The sequence below is a fragment of the Burkholderia sp. Ac-20344 genome (genome assembly GCF_017104975.1).
Lineage (GTDB): Bacteria > Pseudomonadota > Gammaproteobacteria > Burkholderiales > Burkholderiaceae > Burkholderia.
The window spans coordinates 1-17,331 of record NZ_JAAGPP010000166.1; the positions used below are offsets into that span (position 1 = coordinate 1).

The following is a 17,331-nucleotide window of genomic DNA, read 5'->3' on the forward strand; positions in this document are numbered from 1 at the left end:
CCCGCGGCGCTGATCGGCCGCCGGCCGGACGTACTGGCCGCGCGCTACCAGGTCGAAGCCGAAGCGGCGAACATCGACGCGGCGCGCGCCGCGTTCTATCCGGACGTCAACCTGATGGCCTTCGCCGGCGTGCAGAGCTTCGGCTTCCGCGCGCTGTTCCACGGCAACAGCGGCACGTTCGGCGCAGGCCCCGCGATCACGCTGCCGATTTTCGAGGGTGGCCGGCTGCGGGCCGGCCTGCGCGCGCAAACCGCGGCCTACAACGCCGCCGTCGCGGTGTACGACGACACGGTCGTCAACGCGCTTGCGCAGGTCAGCGACACCCTCGTCCAGATCGACACGCTCGGCCGGCAGCGCGCGCTTCAGCGCGAGGCGCTGTCGCGCGCGCAACAGACCTACACCGTCGAAACGCAGCGCTACCGGAAAGGCATTTCCGGCTACCTCGACGTCCTGCTCGCCGAAGGCCGGCTGCTCGAGGATCGCGCATCGGTCGCCCATGCGGACGCGTCGTTCGCGATCGAGCACGCCCGCCTGATCGCCGCGCTCGGCGGCACCACTTCCACTGGAGTCACGCAATGAACCGTCCCGAATCCCCCGCCGCCGAGCCGTCGCTGCAACGCGCGCGCCGGCGCTACTTCCGCTGGTTCTTCATCGCACTCGCCGGCGCCGCCGGCATCGGCGTCGTCGCGTGGGCCACCACGCGCGGCACCGAGACGACCGACGATGCTTACGTGTCCGGCGACGTCGTGCAGATCTCGCCGCAGATCGGCGGCACCGTCGACGCCGTGCGCGTGCAGAACGCCGACTGGGTCGGTCCGGGCGACCTGCTCTTCAGCGTCGACAAGACCGATGCGCGGCTCGCGCTGGACGAAGCGGTCGCCCAGCTCGCCCACGCGGTGCGCGAATACCGCACCGCCCATGCAGACGCGGCGCGCGAGGAAGCGCAGATCCAGCTGCGGCGTGCCGAATTGTCCAAGGCGAATGACGATCTGCAGCGCCGGCAGAGCCTCGCACAGGACGGCGGCGTGTCGCGCGAGGATCTTCGCCATGCGCGGGATGCGATGGACGGCGCAGCGGCCGCGCTGAACGCGCAGCAGGCCGCCTACGACGCGACGCTCGCGCACACCGACGGCACGTCGATCGACACGAACCCGCTCGTGCGCGCGGCGGCGTCCCGGGTCCGCAGCGCGGCGCTGGCGCTGCGCCGCACCGAAATCCGCGCGCCGCTCGGCGGGCTCGTCACGCGCCGGGTCGTGCAGGTCGGCCAGCACGTCTCGCCCGGCACGCCGTCGATGGCGCTCGTGCCGCTCGATCACGTGTGGGTCGAAGCCAACTTCAAGGAATCGCAGCTGCGCGGCATGCGCGCCGGGCAGCCGGTCGAGCTGTTCTCGGACCTGTACGGCAGCGACGTGGTATTCCACGGGCGCGTCGTCGGGCTCGAAGCCGGCACGGGCGCCGCCTTCGCGGCCGTGCCCGCACAGAACGCGACCGGCAACTGGATCAAGGTCGTTCAGCGCGTGCCGGTCCGGATCGCACTCGATCCCGCCGAGCTGCGCGCACACCCGCTGCGCATCGGCCTGTCGATGACGGCATCGGTGCCGGTCGAACACGGCCGCGGCACCGCATCGGCGTCGCCGACCGCCCGTCCGCCCGAGGTGCGCAGGTCGATCGACGCCACGTCGATCTACCGTGAGGACGACGAAGCGGGCAACGCGCTCGTCGCCGAGACGATTCGCGCGAACAGCGGCGTGCGCCCGCTCGCACCGGGAGCCTGACGATGCGCCTTTTCGCCCGGAATGCGGCGCCGAAACTGCCGCTCGAGCCGCTCGCCGGCATGCCGCTGGCGCTCGTCGCGATCGCGGTCAGCGTCGCGAATTTCATGCAGACTCTCGACCTGACGATCGCGAACGTCGCCGTCCCGACCATCGCGGGCGATCTCGGCGTCGCGCCCGACATGGGCACCTGGATGCTGACCTCGTTCGCGACGCCGCTCGCGATCACGCTGCCGCTCACCGGCTGGCTCACGCAGCGCTTTGGCCAGGTGCGGCTGTTCCGCCTGTCGGTGCTGCTCTTCGTGCTCACGTCGGTCCTGTGCGGGATGGCGCCGAACTTCGAGTCGCTGCTGCTGTTTCGCGCGCTTCAGGGCGCCGCGTCGGGCCCGATCACCGCGCTGTCCCAGGCGCTGCTGATGGCGGTGTTCCCGTCGACGCGCCGCCACGTCGCGCTGGCCGTGTGGCAGACCACGACGTTCGTTGCACCGGTACTCGGGCCGATCGCCGGCGGCTGGATCACCGACAACCTGAGCTGGCCGTACATCTTCTACGTGAACGTACCGCCGGGCCTGCTCGTGCTGGGTGTACTCGCGCGGCTGCTGGCGGGTCGCGACAACGCGACGCGGCGCCTGCCGGTCGATGTCGTCGGGCTGCTGCTGCTCACCGCCGCGTTCGGTTCGTTCCAGCTGCTGCTCGATCGCGGCCAGAACCTCGACTGGTTCGCCTCCGACGAAATTCGCGGGCTGGCGGTCGTGGCGATCGTGTCGTTCATCGCGCTGATCCTCTGGGAGCTGACCGACGACCATCCGATCGTCGACCTGCGGCTGTTCGCGGACCGCAACTTCACGACGAGCACGCTCGCGATCACGGTCGGCTTCGGGCTCTACTTTGGCGCGCTGGTGCTCGTGCCGCTGTGGCTGCAGACCCAGCAGGGCTACACGGCCACCTGGGCCGGCATCGCCACCGCGCCGCTCGGCGTCGCGGGGATCGTGATCGCGCCGCTGCTCGGCCGCTTCCAGGGCCGCACCGACCCGCGCCTGCTTGCCACCGTCGCACTCGTCGGCTGGGGCGCCGCATCGTTCTGGCGCATGCATTTCAACACCGACGTGACCCTCGGCGACATCGCCGCCAATTCGCTGCTGATGGGCGCCGCCACCGCGTTCTTCATCACGCCGCTGGTGTCGCTTTCGCTCGCCGGGCTGCCCCGCGAGCGGCTGCCCGCGGCATCCGGGCTGCAGAACGCACTGCGACGGATCGGCACCAGCGTTGCGACGTCGGTCGCGCCGACTTACTTCGAGCGCCGTTCCCGCGTGCACAATACCTATCTCGTCGACCACATCACGCCGTACGATTTCGCGTCCGGCGACTGGTTCGCGCGGCTCGATCATGCGGGACTGTCGCCGTCCGGTGCGCTTGCATCCGTCGCGCACACGATCGACATCGAAGCGCACATGCTCGCGCTGAACGACTTTTCGTTCGGCTGCCTGCTGCTGTTCGGCGCAACGCTGCTGACGGTCTGGTCGATCCGCTACCGCCACGCATGACGCATGACGCATGAGCCACGGCCGGCGGCCGTGGCTCGCGCCGTCCGCAATACGTTCAGCTCCGGCCACCTCGACGCACGCGTGCCGCAGCCGGAGCGACGTTCGATCACGTCAACGCCTTGACACCCCTCCCGCACCGTCAAACGCGCCCGCGCATGCGCAACCGCTGCGTGCATCGGGCAACGGCATCGGCGAAACGCGCGGGGGGAAATATCCGAAACCCGTCACACGCGGCTGGCGCGACCGACCCGGTAGCCGGCCCGCCGGCAGGCGACAGGCAACAGGCGGCTCGGGTATCCGCCGGATCGCATCGCCATCGCCGACGAACCAACGCCGCCGCTCCCGCTCGACAGCACGCCTGAACGAAAAAAGGGGCTCCGCGCCGAACAACCCGGCGCGGAGCCCCTCGACCTTCACCGCTCAGCGCGGATCGCTGGCGACCGGCACGTATCCTTCGGCCAGGATACCGGTCGTCCGGGCGGCCGGCTCGCGCAGCAGCTTCGCCGCCTGATAGCCCTCGGACCGATACCACTCGCGGGCGCGCTCCGCCGACTCGAATTCGAGCACGACGACGCGCTTCGGCGCCCAGTCTCCTTCCAGCGTTTCGACTTCGACGCCGCGCACCAGGAAGCGCCCGCCGTACGCGGCCACCGTCGGCGCGCCGAGCCGGCGGTACGCCTGGTATGCGTCGGCGTCGTGCACGTCGATATCGAACACCACGTACGCGCTCATGACCGCACCTCCGCCGGCGCCACTGCATCGGCCGCCGCGAGCTGCACGAACACGCGGCCGTTCTCGATCTTCACCGGATAGGTGCGCACGCACGTCGTCAGCGGCGCGCACAGCGCAATGCCCGTCCGCACGCTGAAGCGCCCCTGATGCAGCGGGCACTCGATCTCGTCGTCGAGCAGGAAACCGTCGCTCAGCCGCGCGTCGCCGTGCGTGCACTGGTTCTCGGTCGCGAAGATCTCGTCGCCGACCGCATACAGCGCGATGTCGCGGCCGCCCACCCAGACGCCGAGTATTCCATCGGTACGCACCGCTTCCGGCGCAACCGCGTCGATCCAATTCGTAGTCACTTTCGGCACCTCGCTCAAACCGGGAAAATCAGCGAGTTCGGAATCATCTCGCTGTCGTAGACGCAGATGCGCGACTCGAAACGCAGCCCCTGCGGCGTACGCACGATCCGGTCCAGGTAGCGCCCGGTGTTGTAGACGTCGCTCATCTGCTCGGTCTTCGTGCGCAGCACCGCGTAGTTCGTCTCCGCCTCGATCACCGTGTCGTCGAGATACGTGACGAGCGGCAGCCCGATCACGTGGCGCTGGTAGTACGGATCGAAGAACAGCGTCTCCTTGATCCCGTAGACGCGATCCTTCAGCATGCCCTTGCTCTCGAAGTCCATCACCGCGAGCGGCAGGTTGCGCTCGTGGTTCTCGCGCGGCACCACCGTGTACCGGCATTGCTCGACGAAGAATTCCGGCCATGCGTCCCAGTCGCCGCCGTCGAGCACGGCCGCATACCGTGCATTGAGCTGGACGAGCGCATAGAAATCCTCGAAGCTCGCGCCGCCCAGGTGCGGCTCGGCGGCCGGCCGGCCCGTTCGTGTCGTGATCGTGCTCATTCAGGCCTCCATCACTTGGCGCCAATACTGGTACATGCCGCGCACCAGCGTTTCACTGACCATATGGTCGGTTTGCTCGTCGACCTGCCGGCCGCCGAGTTCGTTGTAGACGTTGCCGTGCTGGATCTGCTCGAAGCTCTGCTGTACGCATTCGATGACCTCGCCATCGTCCGCCGACACGAAGCCTGCCGGCCCGAACAGGTTGGCCTGGCGCAGACGGCGCCGCGTCATTTCTTCGGTGTCGGTCTCGAAGCCGAAGTGCGTCCACACGTAGTCGAACACGCCGGGGCTGATCGGCCGGATGCGCCGCGTCGACAGCGCATTCACCTGCTGCTGGATGATGACGCTCGGCATCAGCGTGAGCATCACGACGGTCGGATCGCCCCACCACGGCTCGTGCACGACATCGAGGAAGCGATCGTCGTTCAGCGTCATGCGCTCCTTGAAGCTCGTCACGTTGTGGGTCACCTCGCCGCCGCCGCCCCCGCTGCGGATCGACACCATCGCGCCGTGCCGGTGATGGGCGTCGGTCACGAGCTTCGCGGGATTGTCCGCGCGCCACAGGCCGAAATTGACGAACCACGTATGCAGCAGCCCTGCGTGATACGGATCCTTGATGTTCTCGACCATCAGCTTCCAGTTGCTCGGCACGCGCTGCCGCGTGTAGCCGAGCACGGTCAGCTTCGGGCCGTGGAACAGGCGATCGTAGTAAGGCAGAATGTTCGGCCCGAGGAAATCCTCGAACGATTCGACATTCTCGTCGAACGACGCGAACACCGCGCCGCCGCGCGTCGACACGCGCAGGCGCCGCAACGCATGCTTGCCCGGATCGAAATCCGCCGGCATGCCGCCGTTGATCGTGCCGCCCTGACGCACGCCGCGCCGGAACGGCACGCCGATCAGGTTGCCCTTCAGGTCGTAGTTCCACTGGTGATAAGGGCAGTGGAAATCCTTGGCTTTCCCCGAACGTTCGCGGCAAAACTGCATGCCGCGGTGCGCACACGCATTTTCGAAGACGACGACTTCGCCGTCCTCCGTGCGCGTCATCACGACGGAACGCTCGCCGACTTCCGTGCGCTGGAAATCGCCGGGAGACGGCACTTCGGCTTCGAGGCCGATGTAGCACCAGTGATTCGCGTAGAACAGGCGCTCGAGTTCGCGCTGATACAGCGCTTCACTCGTGTACGCCTCGTACGGCGTGCGGCTGGCGCCGTCGCCTTTCCAGTCGAGCGCGCGGGCGATGTCGATGGGTGAGTTCAAGAGAGCTCCTTTCAGTAAGAAACGGCCTGCATCGCGACGGCGGCGCCGTGCGCGATGAAGCCGGCTGGCGAACGCCGCCGCGCAACCACCGCGGCAGCCAACTGCTCGACGAGCTCGGCCGTGTGATCCCAGCCGAGACATGCGTCGGTAATGCTTTGGCCGAACACCGGCGGCGTGCCCGGCACCACGTCCTGCCGTCCCTCGACGAGGAACGACTCGATCATCACGCCCACGATGGCGCGCTCGCCGCGATGCAGTTGCGCGGCGAGATTGCCGCAGACGTCGATCTGCGCGCGCGTCTGCTTGCCGCTGTTGCCGTGGCTCGCGTCGATCACGACATACGGGGGGAGATGCGCGTCGCGCAGCGCGGCGCAGGCTGCCGCAACGCTCGCGGCGTCGTAGTTCGGGGTCTTGCCGCCGCGCAGGACGACATGCGTGTCGGGATTGCCGGGCGTGGTCGCAATTTCCACGCCGCCGGAAATGGACGATCTCAGGTAGCAGTGCGAAACGCGCGACGCGCGGATCGCATCGATCGCGACCTTCACGTTGCCGTCGGTACCGTTCTTGAAGCCGACCGGCAGGTCGAGCCCCGATGCCGCCTGGCGATGGATCTGCGATTCGGTCGTCCGGGCGCCGATCGCGCCCCAGGATACGAGGTCGTCGAGATACGGTGCAGTCATCGGATCGAGAAACTCCGTCGCGGCCGGCAGGCCCAGCGCATTGATGCCGAGCAGCACCTTGCGCGCCACGCGCAGGCCGTCCTCGATCCGGAAACTGCCGTCGAGATACGGATCGTTCAACAGTCCTTTCCAGCCGACCGTGGTGCGCGGCTTTTCGAAATAGACGCGCATCACGATCTCGAGCACATCGGCGTACCGCTCGCGCAGCGGCGCGAGCCGGCGCGCGAACGCCAGCGCGGCTTCCGCGTCATGGATCGAACACGGGCCGACGATCAACGCAAGCCGGTCGTCCTCGCCCGCGATGATCTGCGCCAATGCACGCCGTGCATCGCCGATCGAGCGTGCCAGGCCGGGGTCGCATGGCAACTCGGCGCGCAACCCCTGCGCACTGATCACCGCCACGCCTTGCGTCAACGCTGCCTCAACGGATTTTTCCATTTATCACTCCACTCTCGCTGATCGGATGCCGATTTACGAGGCAATTAGAGCGCGGTCAAATCCAGGGTGATACTGTCATTTATCTCAGAAGCATTTCGCATAGTGAATATCTGTGATTTCCGACAGTATTCCAATATGCGGATCGCGTCTAACTTAACTCCTGAACAAACACGTTCTCACCTGCCGTTCTGCCAAGGAGCCTCGCAATGACAAGAAAATATTTTGAAACGCGAATCGACGTGAAATATCGGGAGACGGACGCAATGGGCCATGTGAGCAGCCCGGTCTATTACGATTATCTGCAGCATGCATACCTGACCTACATGCACGATCTGCTCGAACTGCCCTATTCGGAAAAGCTGCCGCACATCATGGTCAAGACGTCGTGCGAGTATCTGAAACCCGCGCAGTACGGCGATACGATCACGGTCCGCAGCAGCGTCACGCGCTTCGGCTCGAAGAGCTTCGAACTGGAATACCTGATGGTGCGCGACGCGCAGGCGGCCAGCGAGGATTCGGACGACGATCAGGCGGTGGTCGCGCGGGCCGTGTCCACACACGTGATGTTCGACTATGGCAGCAAGACCACGGTGCCGGTGCCGGAAGAGTTCAGGACGCGCGTGCTGTCGTTCCAGGGCGCCATCTGATGTCGCAACCGGGGCGAACGCCCCGGTACCGTTCATGCAAACACGATCAGGCCCATCAACACGGCCTTCACGACCGCATTGGTCTTGTTGGACGCGTTGAGCTTCAAAATCGATCTAGAAATATGGAAATTGATCGTCCGCTCGGTCAAGCCGAGAATGATGCCGATCTCATACGCGGTCTTTCCCTCCGCCGCCCATCGCAATACCTCGCATTCGCGCATACTCAGCGTGACATCATCGGGAGTCGCGATATTCGCCGCACACTGAACCATTCGTTTCTCCATCCATAATAAGACGCCAATATTTCAGATTCACGATTTCCAATGTTCACCTCAATTCACATACCCCTCGGATTGGATATTTATTATTTAAAGGCGTCACGAATGTTCGGCGAATTCAAAAACAACAAATGTCCTACCCATTATCTCCGGTGTTGTCGAAACAGAATCGAGCATACCGAATCGATTTACGCTTCGGAAGATGCATGAAACGCAATGTATCAATGACGTTGACGCACGCCACAATACTTGCATGACGCGTCACGTCGAAACAGCCACGAAACTAGCGTGCGTTCGCATCGGCAACGCGTGGTGCACAGATATTGCGCACGCAATCGCGCAGCCATCGATGTGCGGGGTCGCGATCGAAACGCGGGTGCCAGATCTGGGAAACGGTCAGGTCTGCGATCGGCACCGGCAGCGTGAAGCTGTGCATGCCGGCGCGGGACCGCTCGGTCTGCCGCTCCGGCACGCTGGCGACGAAGTCCGAGCCGCGCGCGAGCGACAGCGCGGTCGGGAAGCTCGACACGACGGTGGTCACCGAGCGCGCGATGCCGAGGGAATCGAGCAGCGTATCGATCGGGCCGTTGAACTGCCCGCGGCGCGACACGCCCACCTGCGGAAACGACGCGAAGCGCTCCGGCGTCATTTCGCCGGACGCCAGCGGATGATCCGCGCGGACCGCGCCGATGAAGCGGTCGCGAAACAGCGCCTGCACGCGCAACTCGGGGCCGGCCTGGCCGATCACGCCGACTTCGAGATCGATGTCGCCGTTGCGCAGCGCATCGACATGCTTGTTGGGTTTGGGTGCGAAGCGCAGCCGCACGTCGGGTGCCGTGCGCGACGCGTGCTCGAGCAGCGCCGGCGCGAACGTCTCGACGAACGCCTCGTTCGCGCGAATCGAAAACGTGCGCTTGAGCGTACTCATGTCGACCCGTTCGCACGGGCACATGACGGATTGCGCCTCCACGACGAGCGCATGCACCCTGTCGCGCAACTCGAGCGCGCGCGGGGTCGGGACGAGATCCCGACCAGCCCGCACCAGCAACGGGTCGCCCGTCATCACCCGCAACCGCGCGAGCGAGCGGCTGAGTGCGGACGGGCTGAGGCCGAGGGCGTTGGCCGCGCCCACTACGCTGTTCTCGGACAGCAATGCGTCCAGAACGACAAGAAGATTGAGGTCGATGGAAGTCGCCATGATGCGCCCATGCTGTACTGTCGGGACCGGCCGGCCGATGGGCCAACGGCATCGTGCCTCGAGCGCAGGTGCTCCGTGATTCGCGATATACCGGAAATCGGCAGTCGCGCCGCCGAGCCTGACGCACGATCATGCGTCCGCCTGAGAGGCGTGCCGTGAATGGCAGGGAGAATTTCTGCCGCTGAGAAAATCCGATACGGATTTATTGCACTTGTGAATGATTGTGCACCGCGCTGAAACAAATCGCAACCCGACCTGATGCGCACGCGGTTTAAATGAAACGATGCGCCCCAATGAACAATAAAACAAACCGATTCCATTGCGTCGGTCCGTGCATCGCGCACGCAAACCGGCCGGCCGACGAAGCAAAGCCCGCCGCAGCAAGCCTGCGCCGGCCTCACCAGACACTGCACGGCCGCCCGCCGGCACGGTTTCCACGCAAGGTACGGCGCGTTCTGCGCATCGGACTGAGTGACAGAACTTTTAAACTCTTCTATTGACTTTCACACCGACATTCTGCTTTAACGGTCAATCATTTCACAGAACAATTCCCGATCGGTAGATTCACGCATGTCTTTCCGCAATCCCGGGAAAACCGATTGATTGCCCGGCTCGCCCCTTTCGCGACTCGAGCGCCATTTCACGAAAATACGGCCGGCGCGAAGTAGCCGAAGGAGCGGCGTGCGCGTGAAACCTGAAACCGCTTCGCAGGTTTCTCGTTTCGCACGTCGATCCGGCGGACGGCCACGGCCGCACGTCCATGCGTCCATGCGTCCAACGGCACGCCGTGCCGCGCGGCGGCGACGCCGTCCCGGCACCCGTTCCCTGCAAACCCGATCCTGCATTACCATCGTGCGTCCGCCGTGTTTGCCCGCTTGCCGCAAGCCAGCCCAGCCACTTCCCCGCTCCCGCATCCATGCTCGCACTCGTCATCCTCGCCGGCCTGTGGGCCGGACTGCAGAACACCCTTGCGGGCGGCGGCTCGTTCGTCACGCTGCCCGCGCTGATCGTGTCGGGCATGTCGCCGCTCGCGGCAAACATCACGTCGACGGTCGCGCTGTTTCCCGCGCAGGTCACGACCGGCTGGGCGAGCCGCAACATGGTGCGCGGCGTGGGCAAGCTGTCGTTTCGCGCGCTGTTCTTCATCAGCGTGGTCGGCGGCGCGCTCGGCGGGCTGCTGTTGCTGAAGACCCCGTCGTCGATCTTCTCGCGCCTCGTGCCGTGGCTCGTGCTGTTCGCAACGATCGTGTTCGCGTGGGGCAGCTTTTTCCGCAAGCCGGGCGAAGGCTCGGTCCACCTCGGCACCGTCCCCACTGCGCTCTCGCAGTTCATGATCGCGATCTACGGCGGCTACTTCGGCGGCGGGCTCGGCTTCCTGATGATGGCCGTGCTGACGATGGCCGGCCTGTCGCCACGTCATGCGATGTCGACGAAGAACGCGCTCGCGGGCGTGATGAACGCATCGGCCGTCGTGCTGTTCCTGACGTCGCCGCACCTGCACTGGGGCAAGGCGCTCGCACTCGGCGGCGGCGCGATCGTCGGCGGGCTGCTCGGCACGTGGGCGCTGCATCGCGTGAACGAACGCGTGCTGCGGATCGGAATCGTCTGCATCGGCGCGGTGCTGACCGTCGGGTTGTTCGTCAAGCCGATCTGACGAACGCACACGCCTGCCGCCGCTGCGGCAATTGATGAGCAAACCGCAAGACGTCTTTCGTATATCTCGTTTGCCGTGACGGCGGTGTCCACCCACAATCCGGGGGTTGTCGTCGTCATCGCCCTCTCGCGGGCACCGACCGGCACTTCGCGGCCGCCATTCCGATTCACTGCCGGCGGCCCGGCACATCGCGTCACACACGCGCCCTCGACATCGGCGCCCCCAGGCTGCGGCAGAACACCTGCCGTCACGCGGCCCGATGCGTTCCCGGCTCACAATAACAAGAGGTAGGAGATGCAGGACAACTCGTTGAGGCAAAGCCTCAAGCAACGGCACATCACGATGATCGCGCTTGGCGGCGTGATCGGCGCGGGCCTGTTCGTCGGCTCCGGCGCCATCATCGCGACAGCCGGCCCCGCGGCGATCCTGTCGTACCTGATCGGCGGCGTGATCGTCACGCTGGTCATGTTCATGCTCGGCGAAATGGCCTCCCGCAACCCCGACAGCGGGTCGTTCTCCACCTACGCGAGCAGCTATCTCGGCGAATGGGCCGGCTTCGCGGTCGGCTGGCTGTACTGGTTCAAGTCGATGATGACGATCACCGTCGAGGCGATCCTGCTCGGCGCGATCCTCCACGATTTCCTGCCGTGGCTGCCCGTGTGGGGCGGCGCGCTGTTCATGCTCGTCACGCTGATCGCGAGCAACGCCTATTCGGTACGATCGTTCGGGGAAGCCGAATACTGGCTGTCGTTCGCGAAGGTCGCGACGATCATCGTCTTCATGGCGCTCGGCGCATCGATCCTGCTCGGCTTCCAGCCGCGCATTCCCGCGCCCGGGCTCGTGAACCTCACCGATCACGGCGGCTTCATGCCGAACGGCATTTCGCCCGTGCTCGCCGGCGTGATGGTCGTGATCTTCTCGCTCGGCGGCAGCGAAATCGCGGCCGTTGCAGCGGGCGAATCCGAGAATCCGAGCAAGAACGTGATCCGTGCGATCAAGAGCGTGATCGTGCGCGTGACGGTGTTCTACGTCGGCTCGGTGTCGATCCTGATCCTGTGCATGCCGTGGACCGACAAGGCCAACCTGAAATCGCCGTACGTGTCGCTGTTCAACCTGGCAGGCTTCACGGGCGCAGCCGTCGCGATGAAGATCGTGCTGTTCGTGTCGTTCATGTCGGTGATGAACTCATTCCTGTTCTCGAACTCGCGCATGCTGTTCTCGCTCAGCCAGCGCGGCCACGCGCCCGCGATGTTCGGCCGCACCAACGCGAAAGGCGTGCCGATGAACGCGCTGGTGCTGTGTCTTGCGATCTGCGTGTCGATCCTCGGCATTCACTTCGCGAGCGGCGGCGACCTGTTCCTGATGCTCGCGAAGAGCAGTGGCGCGTTCGTGATGATCGTGTGGATCTTCATCATCGTCGCGCACTTCGCGATGCGCCGGCAGACGAAGCACGCGCAACGCGACCCGGCGGCGTTCCGCGCGTGGTTCTATCCGGTGTCGAACTGGATTGCGCTGCTGGCGCTCGTCGCCGTGCTCGGCTCGCAGGCATTCAACCCGGATTCGCGCTTCCAGTTCTGGTTCACGGTATCGACGGCGCTCGCGATCGTCGCCGCGTATTTCCTGCGCCGCAAACCGGCGCAACTCGGCGACGCGGCCACTGCGAAGCTGCGCTGACCGTTGCCCTCGGTGAGCGAGCGGCGCGCCGGCCGGCCGCCGCTCATCAGTCGCTCATCAGTCGCTCATCAGTCGCTCATCAGTCGCTCAATCGGTCAGCCGAACGGCCGCACGCCGATCAGCCAGCCGTGCAGGAACAGCGCGAAGACGGCCCACACGACGAGCCCGGCTACGATCGCCACGACGTCGCCCGACAGCCTGCCCGCCGGATAGCGAACGCCGTCGCGGCGGTCACGCGCGCGCCACACGACGAAATCGACGAGCGACCACACGAAGAATGCGCCGAACAGCACGACGGCATGCAGCGTGCCGTTCGCGAGCAGGTGCGCGATCGCCCATACCGCCACGCCGGCCACCATCGGATGGCCGACGAGCGTCTTGATGCGGTTGCCGGGCACGTAGGAGGCGGCGATCAGCACGAATGCAATCGCGGTCAGCATGCCGGTGAGGTGGCGCACGCCGACGGGCGACACCCACAGCAGCGTCACCCCCTGGCGCGCCATGCCGTAACCCCAGATGATCAGCACGAAGCCGACGATCGACGCGATCGCATAGGGGCCCTTCCAGCGTTTCTCGCCGAGCCGCGCGATCGTCGCCGACCGCCAGCCGTCCGCGACGATCCGGATCGAGTGCACACCGAGGAAGATCGCTAAACCGAGAATCAGGACGAGCATCGGCTATCTCCGTCTGGAACGATGAGTGGGGAAGCGTCCCACGTGGCAACCGATGCGCCGTTCGCGGGGCCGGCGGCGAGGCCGGTGCGGGGCGCGCCAGGCACGGTTGCAACCCGCGCCGATCATAAACGCCGGGGCCGCCGTTGTGAAGCATGGGGGATGTGCGGTGCGGTAAGGCGGGGGCTTTTGCGCACCTGTGCGGGCATGCCGCCGGGTACCACGTGGCGCGCGCCACGCGAATCGCCCGGATCCGTTTGAGATCGATAGAAAGGAAAGCGAAATTCGCGAAGCTGGTGCTTCGCTCGACCGGTATCAAGTTTGCTTTCGCTTCGCCGGTGGTTTCGCTGCCTTCGCTGCTGGTTTTGCCGCCGGTTTCGTCACTGGTTTCGTCGCCGGTTTCGTCGCCGGTTTCGTCGCCGGTTTCGTCGCCGGTTTCGTCGCCGGTTTCGTCGCTGGTTTCGTCGCCGGTTTTTCTGCCTGTTTCGCTGCCTGTTTCGCTGCCTGTTTCGCTGCCTGTTTCGCTGCCTGTTTCGCTGCCTGTTTCGCCACCAGTTTCGCAGTTGGTTTCGCCACTGGTTTCACGTCCGGCTTGACCGCTGGTTTCGCTGTCCGCTTTGCCGGCAGTTTCGCCGCTTGCTTGGGTGCTTGCTTGGACGCCGGTGTCGCAACCGGCTTTTCAGTCCGCTTCGCCGCCGCGCTCCCTTCCGCCAGCGGCTTCACCACCGCCTTCGCCTTGCGCTTCGGCGGCCCCGCCAGCAACGCCGCGCGATACGCGCTGCGGCACCAGTCGAACAGCGCGCCCGCATCCTCGAGCACGTCGGCCGGCGTCTCGTAATAGCCGTCGAGCGAAACCGTGCGCGTGGGCCGCTCGTACGAGAACGGCCCCATCCCCGCCGCGACGAACGCCGGACGGTTCACGTCATCCACGCGCAGGAACAGCGACCCGCGCGACATGAAGCCGAACATCACGCCGTCGAGCCGCATCGCCGCACCGCTGAAGAACCGCACGACCGTGACCCTGCCAAGCGGCGCGAGCTGATACGCGATCTCCTCGCCGTGCGCCTTCTCCGACTGCCAGCTCATGCGCGCTCCGTGCAGCGCTGCGTCCACGCATCGAGCGCCGCATCGTCGAAACCGACCGCCGCCGCGCTCTCGCGAATCTGCCGCCACGTCGCACGGTCGACCGGAATGCCGCCGGCACCGCGCGCCGCGCGGCTGGCCTCTTCCGGTTCGCCGGGCACCTGCACCGGCGCTTCGCCGGCCTGCGGCGACGCCTTCGCCCATGCGACGAACGCATCGGCTTCGCGCTCCGCGTCGGCCGCATCGAACGCGTTCGGATCGATCAGCACCGACAACATCCCGTTGACGATCGCGCTCGTCTTCTGCAGCGTGTCGCCGTAGGTCGTATGCCCGCCGACGAGCGCGCCGCCGAAAATCTCGCACATCGCCGCCAGCGCGTACCCCTTGTGCAGCCCGAACGGCAGCAGCGCACCGAACGGCTGCTCGTGCATCACGGCCGGATCGTCGGTCGGCTGGCCGCGATGGTCGATCAGCGACCCGGCCGGCACGCGCTTGCCCTGGTTGTACGCGACGCGCGTCTTGCCGTATGCGATCGCGCTCGTCGCAAAATCGAGCAGCAGCGGCGGCCGGCCCGCACGCGGATACGCGGCGCAGAACGGGTTCGTGCCGAAGCGCGGATCGGTGCCGTGCAGCGGCGCGACCAGCAGGTCGCCCGGCACGTTGACGAAATGGAACGACACGAGCCCCGAGCGAGCGCACTGCTCGGCCCAGTGCCCGATGCGGCCGAGATGATGCACGTCGCGCAGCCCGATCGCGCAGATGCCCATGCGCCGCGCGCGCTCGATCCCTTCGACCATCGCCTCGAACGCGATCACCTGGCCGAAGCCGCGCCCGCCGTCGATCGTCAGCACCGCACCGCCGTCGCGGACGATCGACGCATGCCCGTTCAGTTGCAACTGCCCTTCCCGCCACGACGCGACGTAGTTCGGGATCATCCCGATCCCGTGCGAATCGTGGCCCGCGAGATTCGCGCCGACCAGGTGATCGGCAACGAGCCTTGCCTCGCGCTCGCTGCTGCCCGCCCGTTCCCAGAGTGCCGCGACGAATGCATGCAGCGGTTCGGCGCGCATGCGCAGCGGTTCGGCTTCGGGCGTCGGCAGTGCGGTCATCGGCAAAACTCCATCAGGTCGGATCGGGTCGGGCAAGCGGCACGTCGGACGTTACGGCGGTTACTGCGGTTACGGCGATCAGCGCGCGGTGGCGATCACGTCCGCGACCGCCGCCGTCAGCTTCTTCGCGTACGGCACATGCAGGAATTCGTTCGGGCCATGCGCGTTCGACTTCGGCCCGAGCACGCCGCACACCATGAACTGGGCGGACGGGAACCCTTCCTGCAGCACGTTCATCAGCGGGATCGTGCCGCCGAGGCCCATGTACGCGCAGTCGGCGCCAAAATGGCGGCGCGACGCGGCATCGAGCGACGACGCGAGCCACGGCGCGAGATCCGGCGCGCTCCAGCCCGTCGCGGCGCCCGCGTCCGGCTTGAACGTGACCTTCGCGTTGTACGGCGGATCGAGTTCGAGCAGCTCCTTCAATTGCTGCACGGCCTGCGCGGCGTCGACGAGCGGCGGCAGGCGCAGCGACAGCTTGAACGCGGTGCGCGGACGCAGCACGTTGCCCGCATCCGCAAGCGCCGGCAGGCCGGCCGCGCCGGTGACCGACAGCGATGGACGCCACGTCGAATTCAGCAGCGCTTCGCGCGGATCGGTCGTGGTCGGCAGCACCGGCTTGCCGTCCGCGCCGCACGCCCACGGCAGCCCCTTCCACACGGCGTCGCCGAGGATCGAAGCGGCCGCGTCGGCTTCGCGCACGCGGCTGTCCGGAATCTCGCAATGGAACACGCCCGGCAGCAGGTTGCCGTTCTTCGCATCTTCGAGGCGCTCGAACAGCTGGCGCATCACGCGGAAGCTCGACGGCGCGATGCCGCCGAACACGCCCGAGTGCACGCCTTCCTCGAGCACCTCGACCTGCAGGTCGCCGGACACGAGCCCGCGCAGCGACGTGGTGAGCCACATCTGGTCGTAGTTGCCAGCACCCGAATCGAGGCACACGACGAGCGATACCTGGCCGAGCCGGTCGCGCAGCGCGTCGACGTACGGCAGCAGGTCGTAGCTGCCCGATTCCTCGCAGGTCTCGATCAGGCCGACGCAGCGCGGCCGCTCGATGCCCTGCTCGTCGAGCGCGCCGAGCGCGGCGAGGCTCGCGTAGATCGCATAGCCGTCGTCGGCGCCGCCGCGGCCGTACAGCTTGCCGTTCTCGTACTTCGGCGTCCATGGGCCGAGGTCCGCGCGCCAGCCGTCGAATTCGGGCTGCTTGTCGAGGTGGCCGTACAGCAGGATCGTGTCGGTGCTGCCCGAACGCGTGGCGGGCGATTCGAAGAAGATCACCGGCGTGCGGCCGGCCAAGCGCACGATCTCGAGCTTCAGCCCCTTCACCGGCTGCCGCTCGGCCCACTGCGCGGCATCGGTGACGACGCGCTCGAGATAGCCGCGCGTCGCCCAGTCGGGGTCGAATGCGGGGCTCTTCGCGGGGATCGCGATGTAGTCGGTCAGGGCGTGGAGGATTTCATCGTTCCACTTGCGCTCGATGAAGGTCACGAGCTTGTCATGGTCGAGGACGGGGGGCGTGTCGACGGAGGTCATGGTGGGGGTGCCTGGATCGGGCTGACGAAAACCCAGATGATACGCCGATGCTCCCGCGCCGGCGCCCCCTTCCCGGGCGCTCAGACCGCCTGCGGGAACGCGTCGCGCAGCCCCGCCGCGCACGCCAGCGCGTCGCGCCACAGGCGTTGCGTCAGTTCGCCCGCATCCG

16 protein-coding genes and 1 pseudogene are annotated in these 17,331 nt (G+C 66.5%); 6 read left to right on the forward strand and 11 right to left on the reverse strand.

Features of this window, described 5'->3' with window-relative positions; translation table 11 throughout:
* From G3N64_RS33450 to G3N64_RS33460, 3 genes are all read left to right on the forward strand, one after another.
* Positions 1–579 (forward strand): TolC family protein (locus G3N64_RS33450; protein WP_205787983.1); only part of this gene is annotated, 579 nt, incomplete at its 5' end.
* On the forward strand, positions 576–1,775 hold the full coding sequence (locus G3N64_RS33455; protein ID WP_205787984.1) for an efflux RND transporter periplasmic adaptor subunit: 1,200 nt from the start codon (positions 576–578) through the stop codon (positions 1,773–1,775). The genes G3N64_RS33450 and G3N64_RS33455, both read left to right, overlap by 4 nt.
* A gap of 2 nt (positions 1,776–1,777) precedes the next feature.
* Entirely contained in the window at positions 1,778–3,316 is a 1,539-nt protein-coding gene (locus G3N64_RS33460) for a DHA2 family efflux MFS transporter permease subunit (protein WP_205787985.1), read from the forward strand.
* A gap of 420 nt (positions 3,317–3,736) precedes the next feature.
* Here G3N64_RS33460 and G3N64_RS33465 read toward each other — a convergent pair whose 3' ends face one another.
* The 5 genes from G3N64_RS33465 to G3N64_RS33485 are packed head-to-tail and all read right to left on the reverse strand — an operon-like array spanning position 3,737 to position 7,315.
* On the reverse strand, positions 3,737–4,048 hold the full coding sequence (locus tag G3N64_RS33465; RefSeq protein WP_205787986.1) for a DUF1330 domain-containing protein: 312 nt from the start codon (positions 4,046–4,048) through the stop codon (positions 3,737–3,739).
* Complete coding sequence (locus G3N64_RS33470; RefSeq protein WP_205787987.1) at positions 4,045–4,395, reverse strand: non-heme iron oxygenase ferredoxin subunit; 351 nt, start codon at positions 4,393–4,395, stop codon at positions 4,045–4,047. The genes G3N64_RS33465 and G3N64_RS33470 overlap by 4 nt, the downstream gene beginning before the upstream one ends.
* Before the next feature lie 14 nt (positions 4,396–4,409).
* Positions 4,410–4,937, reverse strand: coding sequence for an aromatic-ring-hydroxylating dioxygenase subunit beta (locus G3N64_RS33475; RefSeq protein WP_205787988.1), 528 nt, complete (start codon positions 4,935–4,937; stop codon positions 4,410–4,412).
* Positions 4,938–6,197 carry a Rieske 2Fe-2S domain-containing protein gene (locus tag G3N64_RS33480; RefSeq protein ID WP_205787989.1) on the reverse strand — a complete coding sequence of 420 codons (1,260 nt, stop codon included), beginning with the start codon at positions 6,195–6,197 and terminating at the stop codon, positions 4,938–4,940.
* 11 nt (positions 6,198–6,208) lie between these two features.
* Positions 6,209–7,315 (reverse strand): 3-deoxy-7-phosphoheptulonate synthase, encoded by a 1,107-nt coding sequence (locus G3N64_RS33485; RefSeq protein WP_205787990.1) that lies wholly within the window; start codon positions 7,313–7,315, stop codon positions 6,209–6,211.
* 206 nt (positions 7,316–7,521) lie between these two features.
* Between G3N64_RS33485 and G3N64_RS33490 the strand changes: the two genes are divergently transcribed.
* On the forward strand, positions 7,522–7,962 hold the full coding sequence (locus G3N64_RS33490; protein ID WP_205787991.1) for a thioesterase family protein: 441 nt from the start codon (positions 7,522–7,524) through the stop codon (positions 7,960–7,962).
* A gap of 32 nt (positions 7,963–7,994) precedes the next feature.
* Here the strand turns inward: G3N64_RS33490 and G3N64_RS33495 are convergent.
* Both G3N64_RS33495 and G3N64_RS33500 read right to left on the reverse strand, forming a co-directional pair.
* A pseudogene (locus tag G3N64_RS33495) lies at positions 7,995–8,189 on the reverse strand (LuxR C-terminal-related transcriptional regulator); the annotation flags it as partial.
* A 334-nt stretch (positions 8,190–8,523) separates the two neighbouring features.
* On the reverse strand, positions 8,524–9,438 hold the full coding sequence (locus G3N64_RS33500) for a LysR family transcriptional regulator (protein ID WP_205787992.1): 915 nt from the start codon (positions 9,436–9,438) through the stop codon (positions 8,524–8,526).
* Positions 9,439–10,354: 916 nt separating this feature from the next.
* Between G3N64_RS33500 and G3N64_RS33505 the strand changes: the two genes are divergently transcribed.
* Together G3N64_RS33505 and G3N64_RS33510 are read left to right on the forward strand one after the other, a co-directional pair.
* Positions 10,355–11,092 (forward strand): sulfite exporter TauE/SafE family protein, encoded by a 738-nt coding sequence (locus tag G3N64_RS33505; RefSeq protein WP_205787993.1) that lies wholly within the window; start codon positions 10,355–10,357, stop codon positions 11,090–11,092.
* A gap of 294 nt (positions 11,093–11,386) precedes the next feature.
* Entirely contained in the window at positions 11,387–12,766 is a 1,380-nt protein-coding gene (locus tag G3N64_RS33510; RefSeq protein WP_205787994.1) for an amino acid permease, read from the forward strand.
* Positions 12,767–12,861: 95 nt separating this feature from the next.
* On the opposite strand, the gene G3N64_RS33515 is transcribed toward G3N64_RS33510, so the two are convergent.
* The 4 genes from G3N64_RS33515 to G3N64_RS33530 form a co-directional block, all read right to left on the reverse strand.
* The gene (locus G3N64_RS33515) at positions 12,862–13,440 is read right to left on the reverse strand and encodes an NnrU family protein (RefSeq protein WP_205787995.1); all 579 of its coding nucleotides are present in this window, start codon (positions 13,438–13,440) and stop codon (positions 12,862–12,864) included.
* Between the two features lie 312 nt (positions 13,441–13,752).
* Complete coding sequence (locus G3N64_RS33520) at positions 13,753–14,523, reverse strand: TfoX/Sxy family protein (protein ID WP_205787996.1); 771 nt, start codon at positions 14,521–14,523, stop codon at positions 13,753–13,755.
* Positions 14,520–15,629, reverse strand: a complete 1,110-nt coding sequence (locus tag G3N64_RS33525; protein ID WP_205787997.1) for a malate/lactate/ureidoglycolate dehydrogenase — start codon at positions 15,627–15,629, stop codon at positions 14,520–14,522. The genes G3N64_RS33520 and G3N64_RS33525 overlap by 4 nt, the downstream gene beginning before the upstream one ends.
* Positions 15,630–15,707: 78 nt before the next feature.
* Positions 15,708–17,162 (reverse strand): M20 family metallopeptidase, encoded by a 1,455-nt coding sequence (locus tag G3N64_RS33530; RefSeq protein WP_205787998.1) that lies wholly within the window; start codon positions 17,160–17,162, stop codon positions 15,708–15,710.
* Between the last annotated feature and the right edge of the window lie 169 nt (positions 17,163–17,331).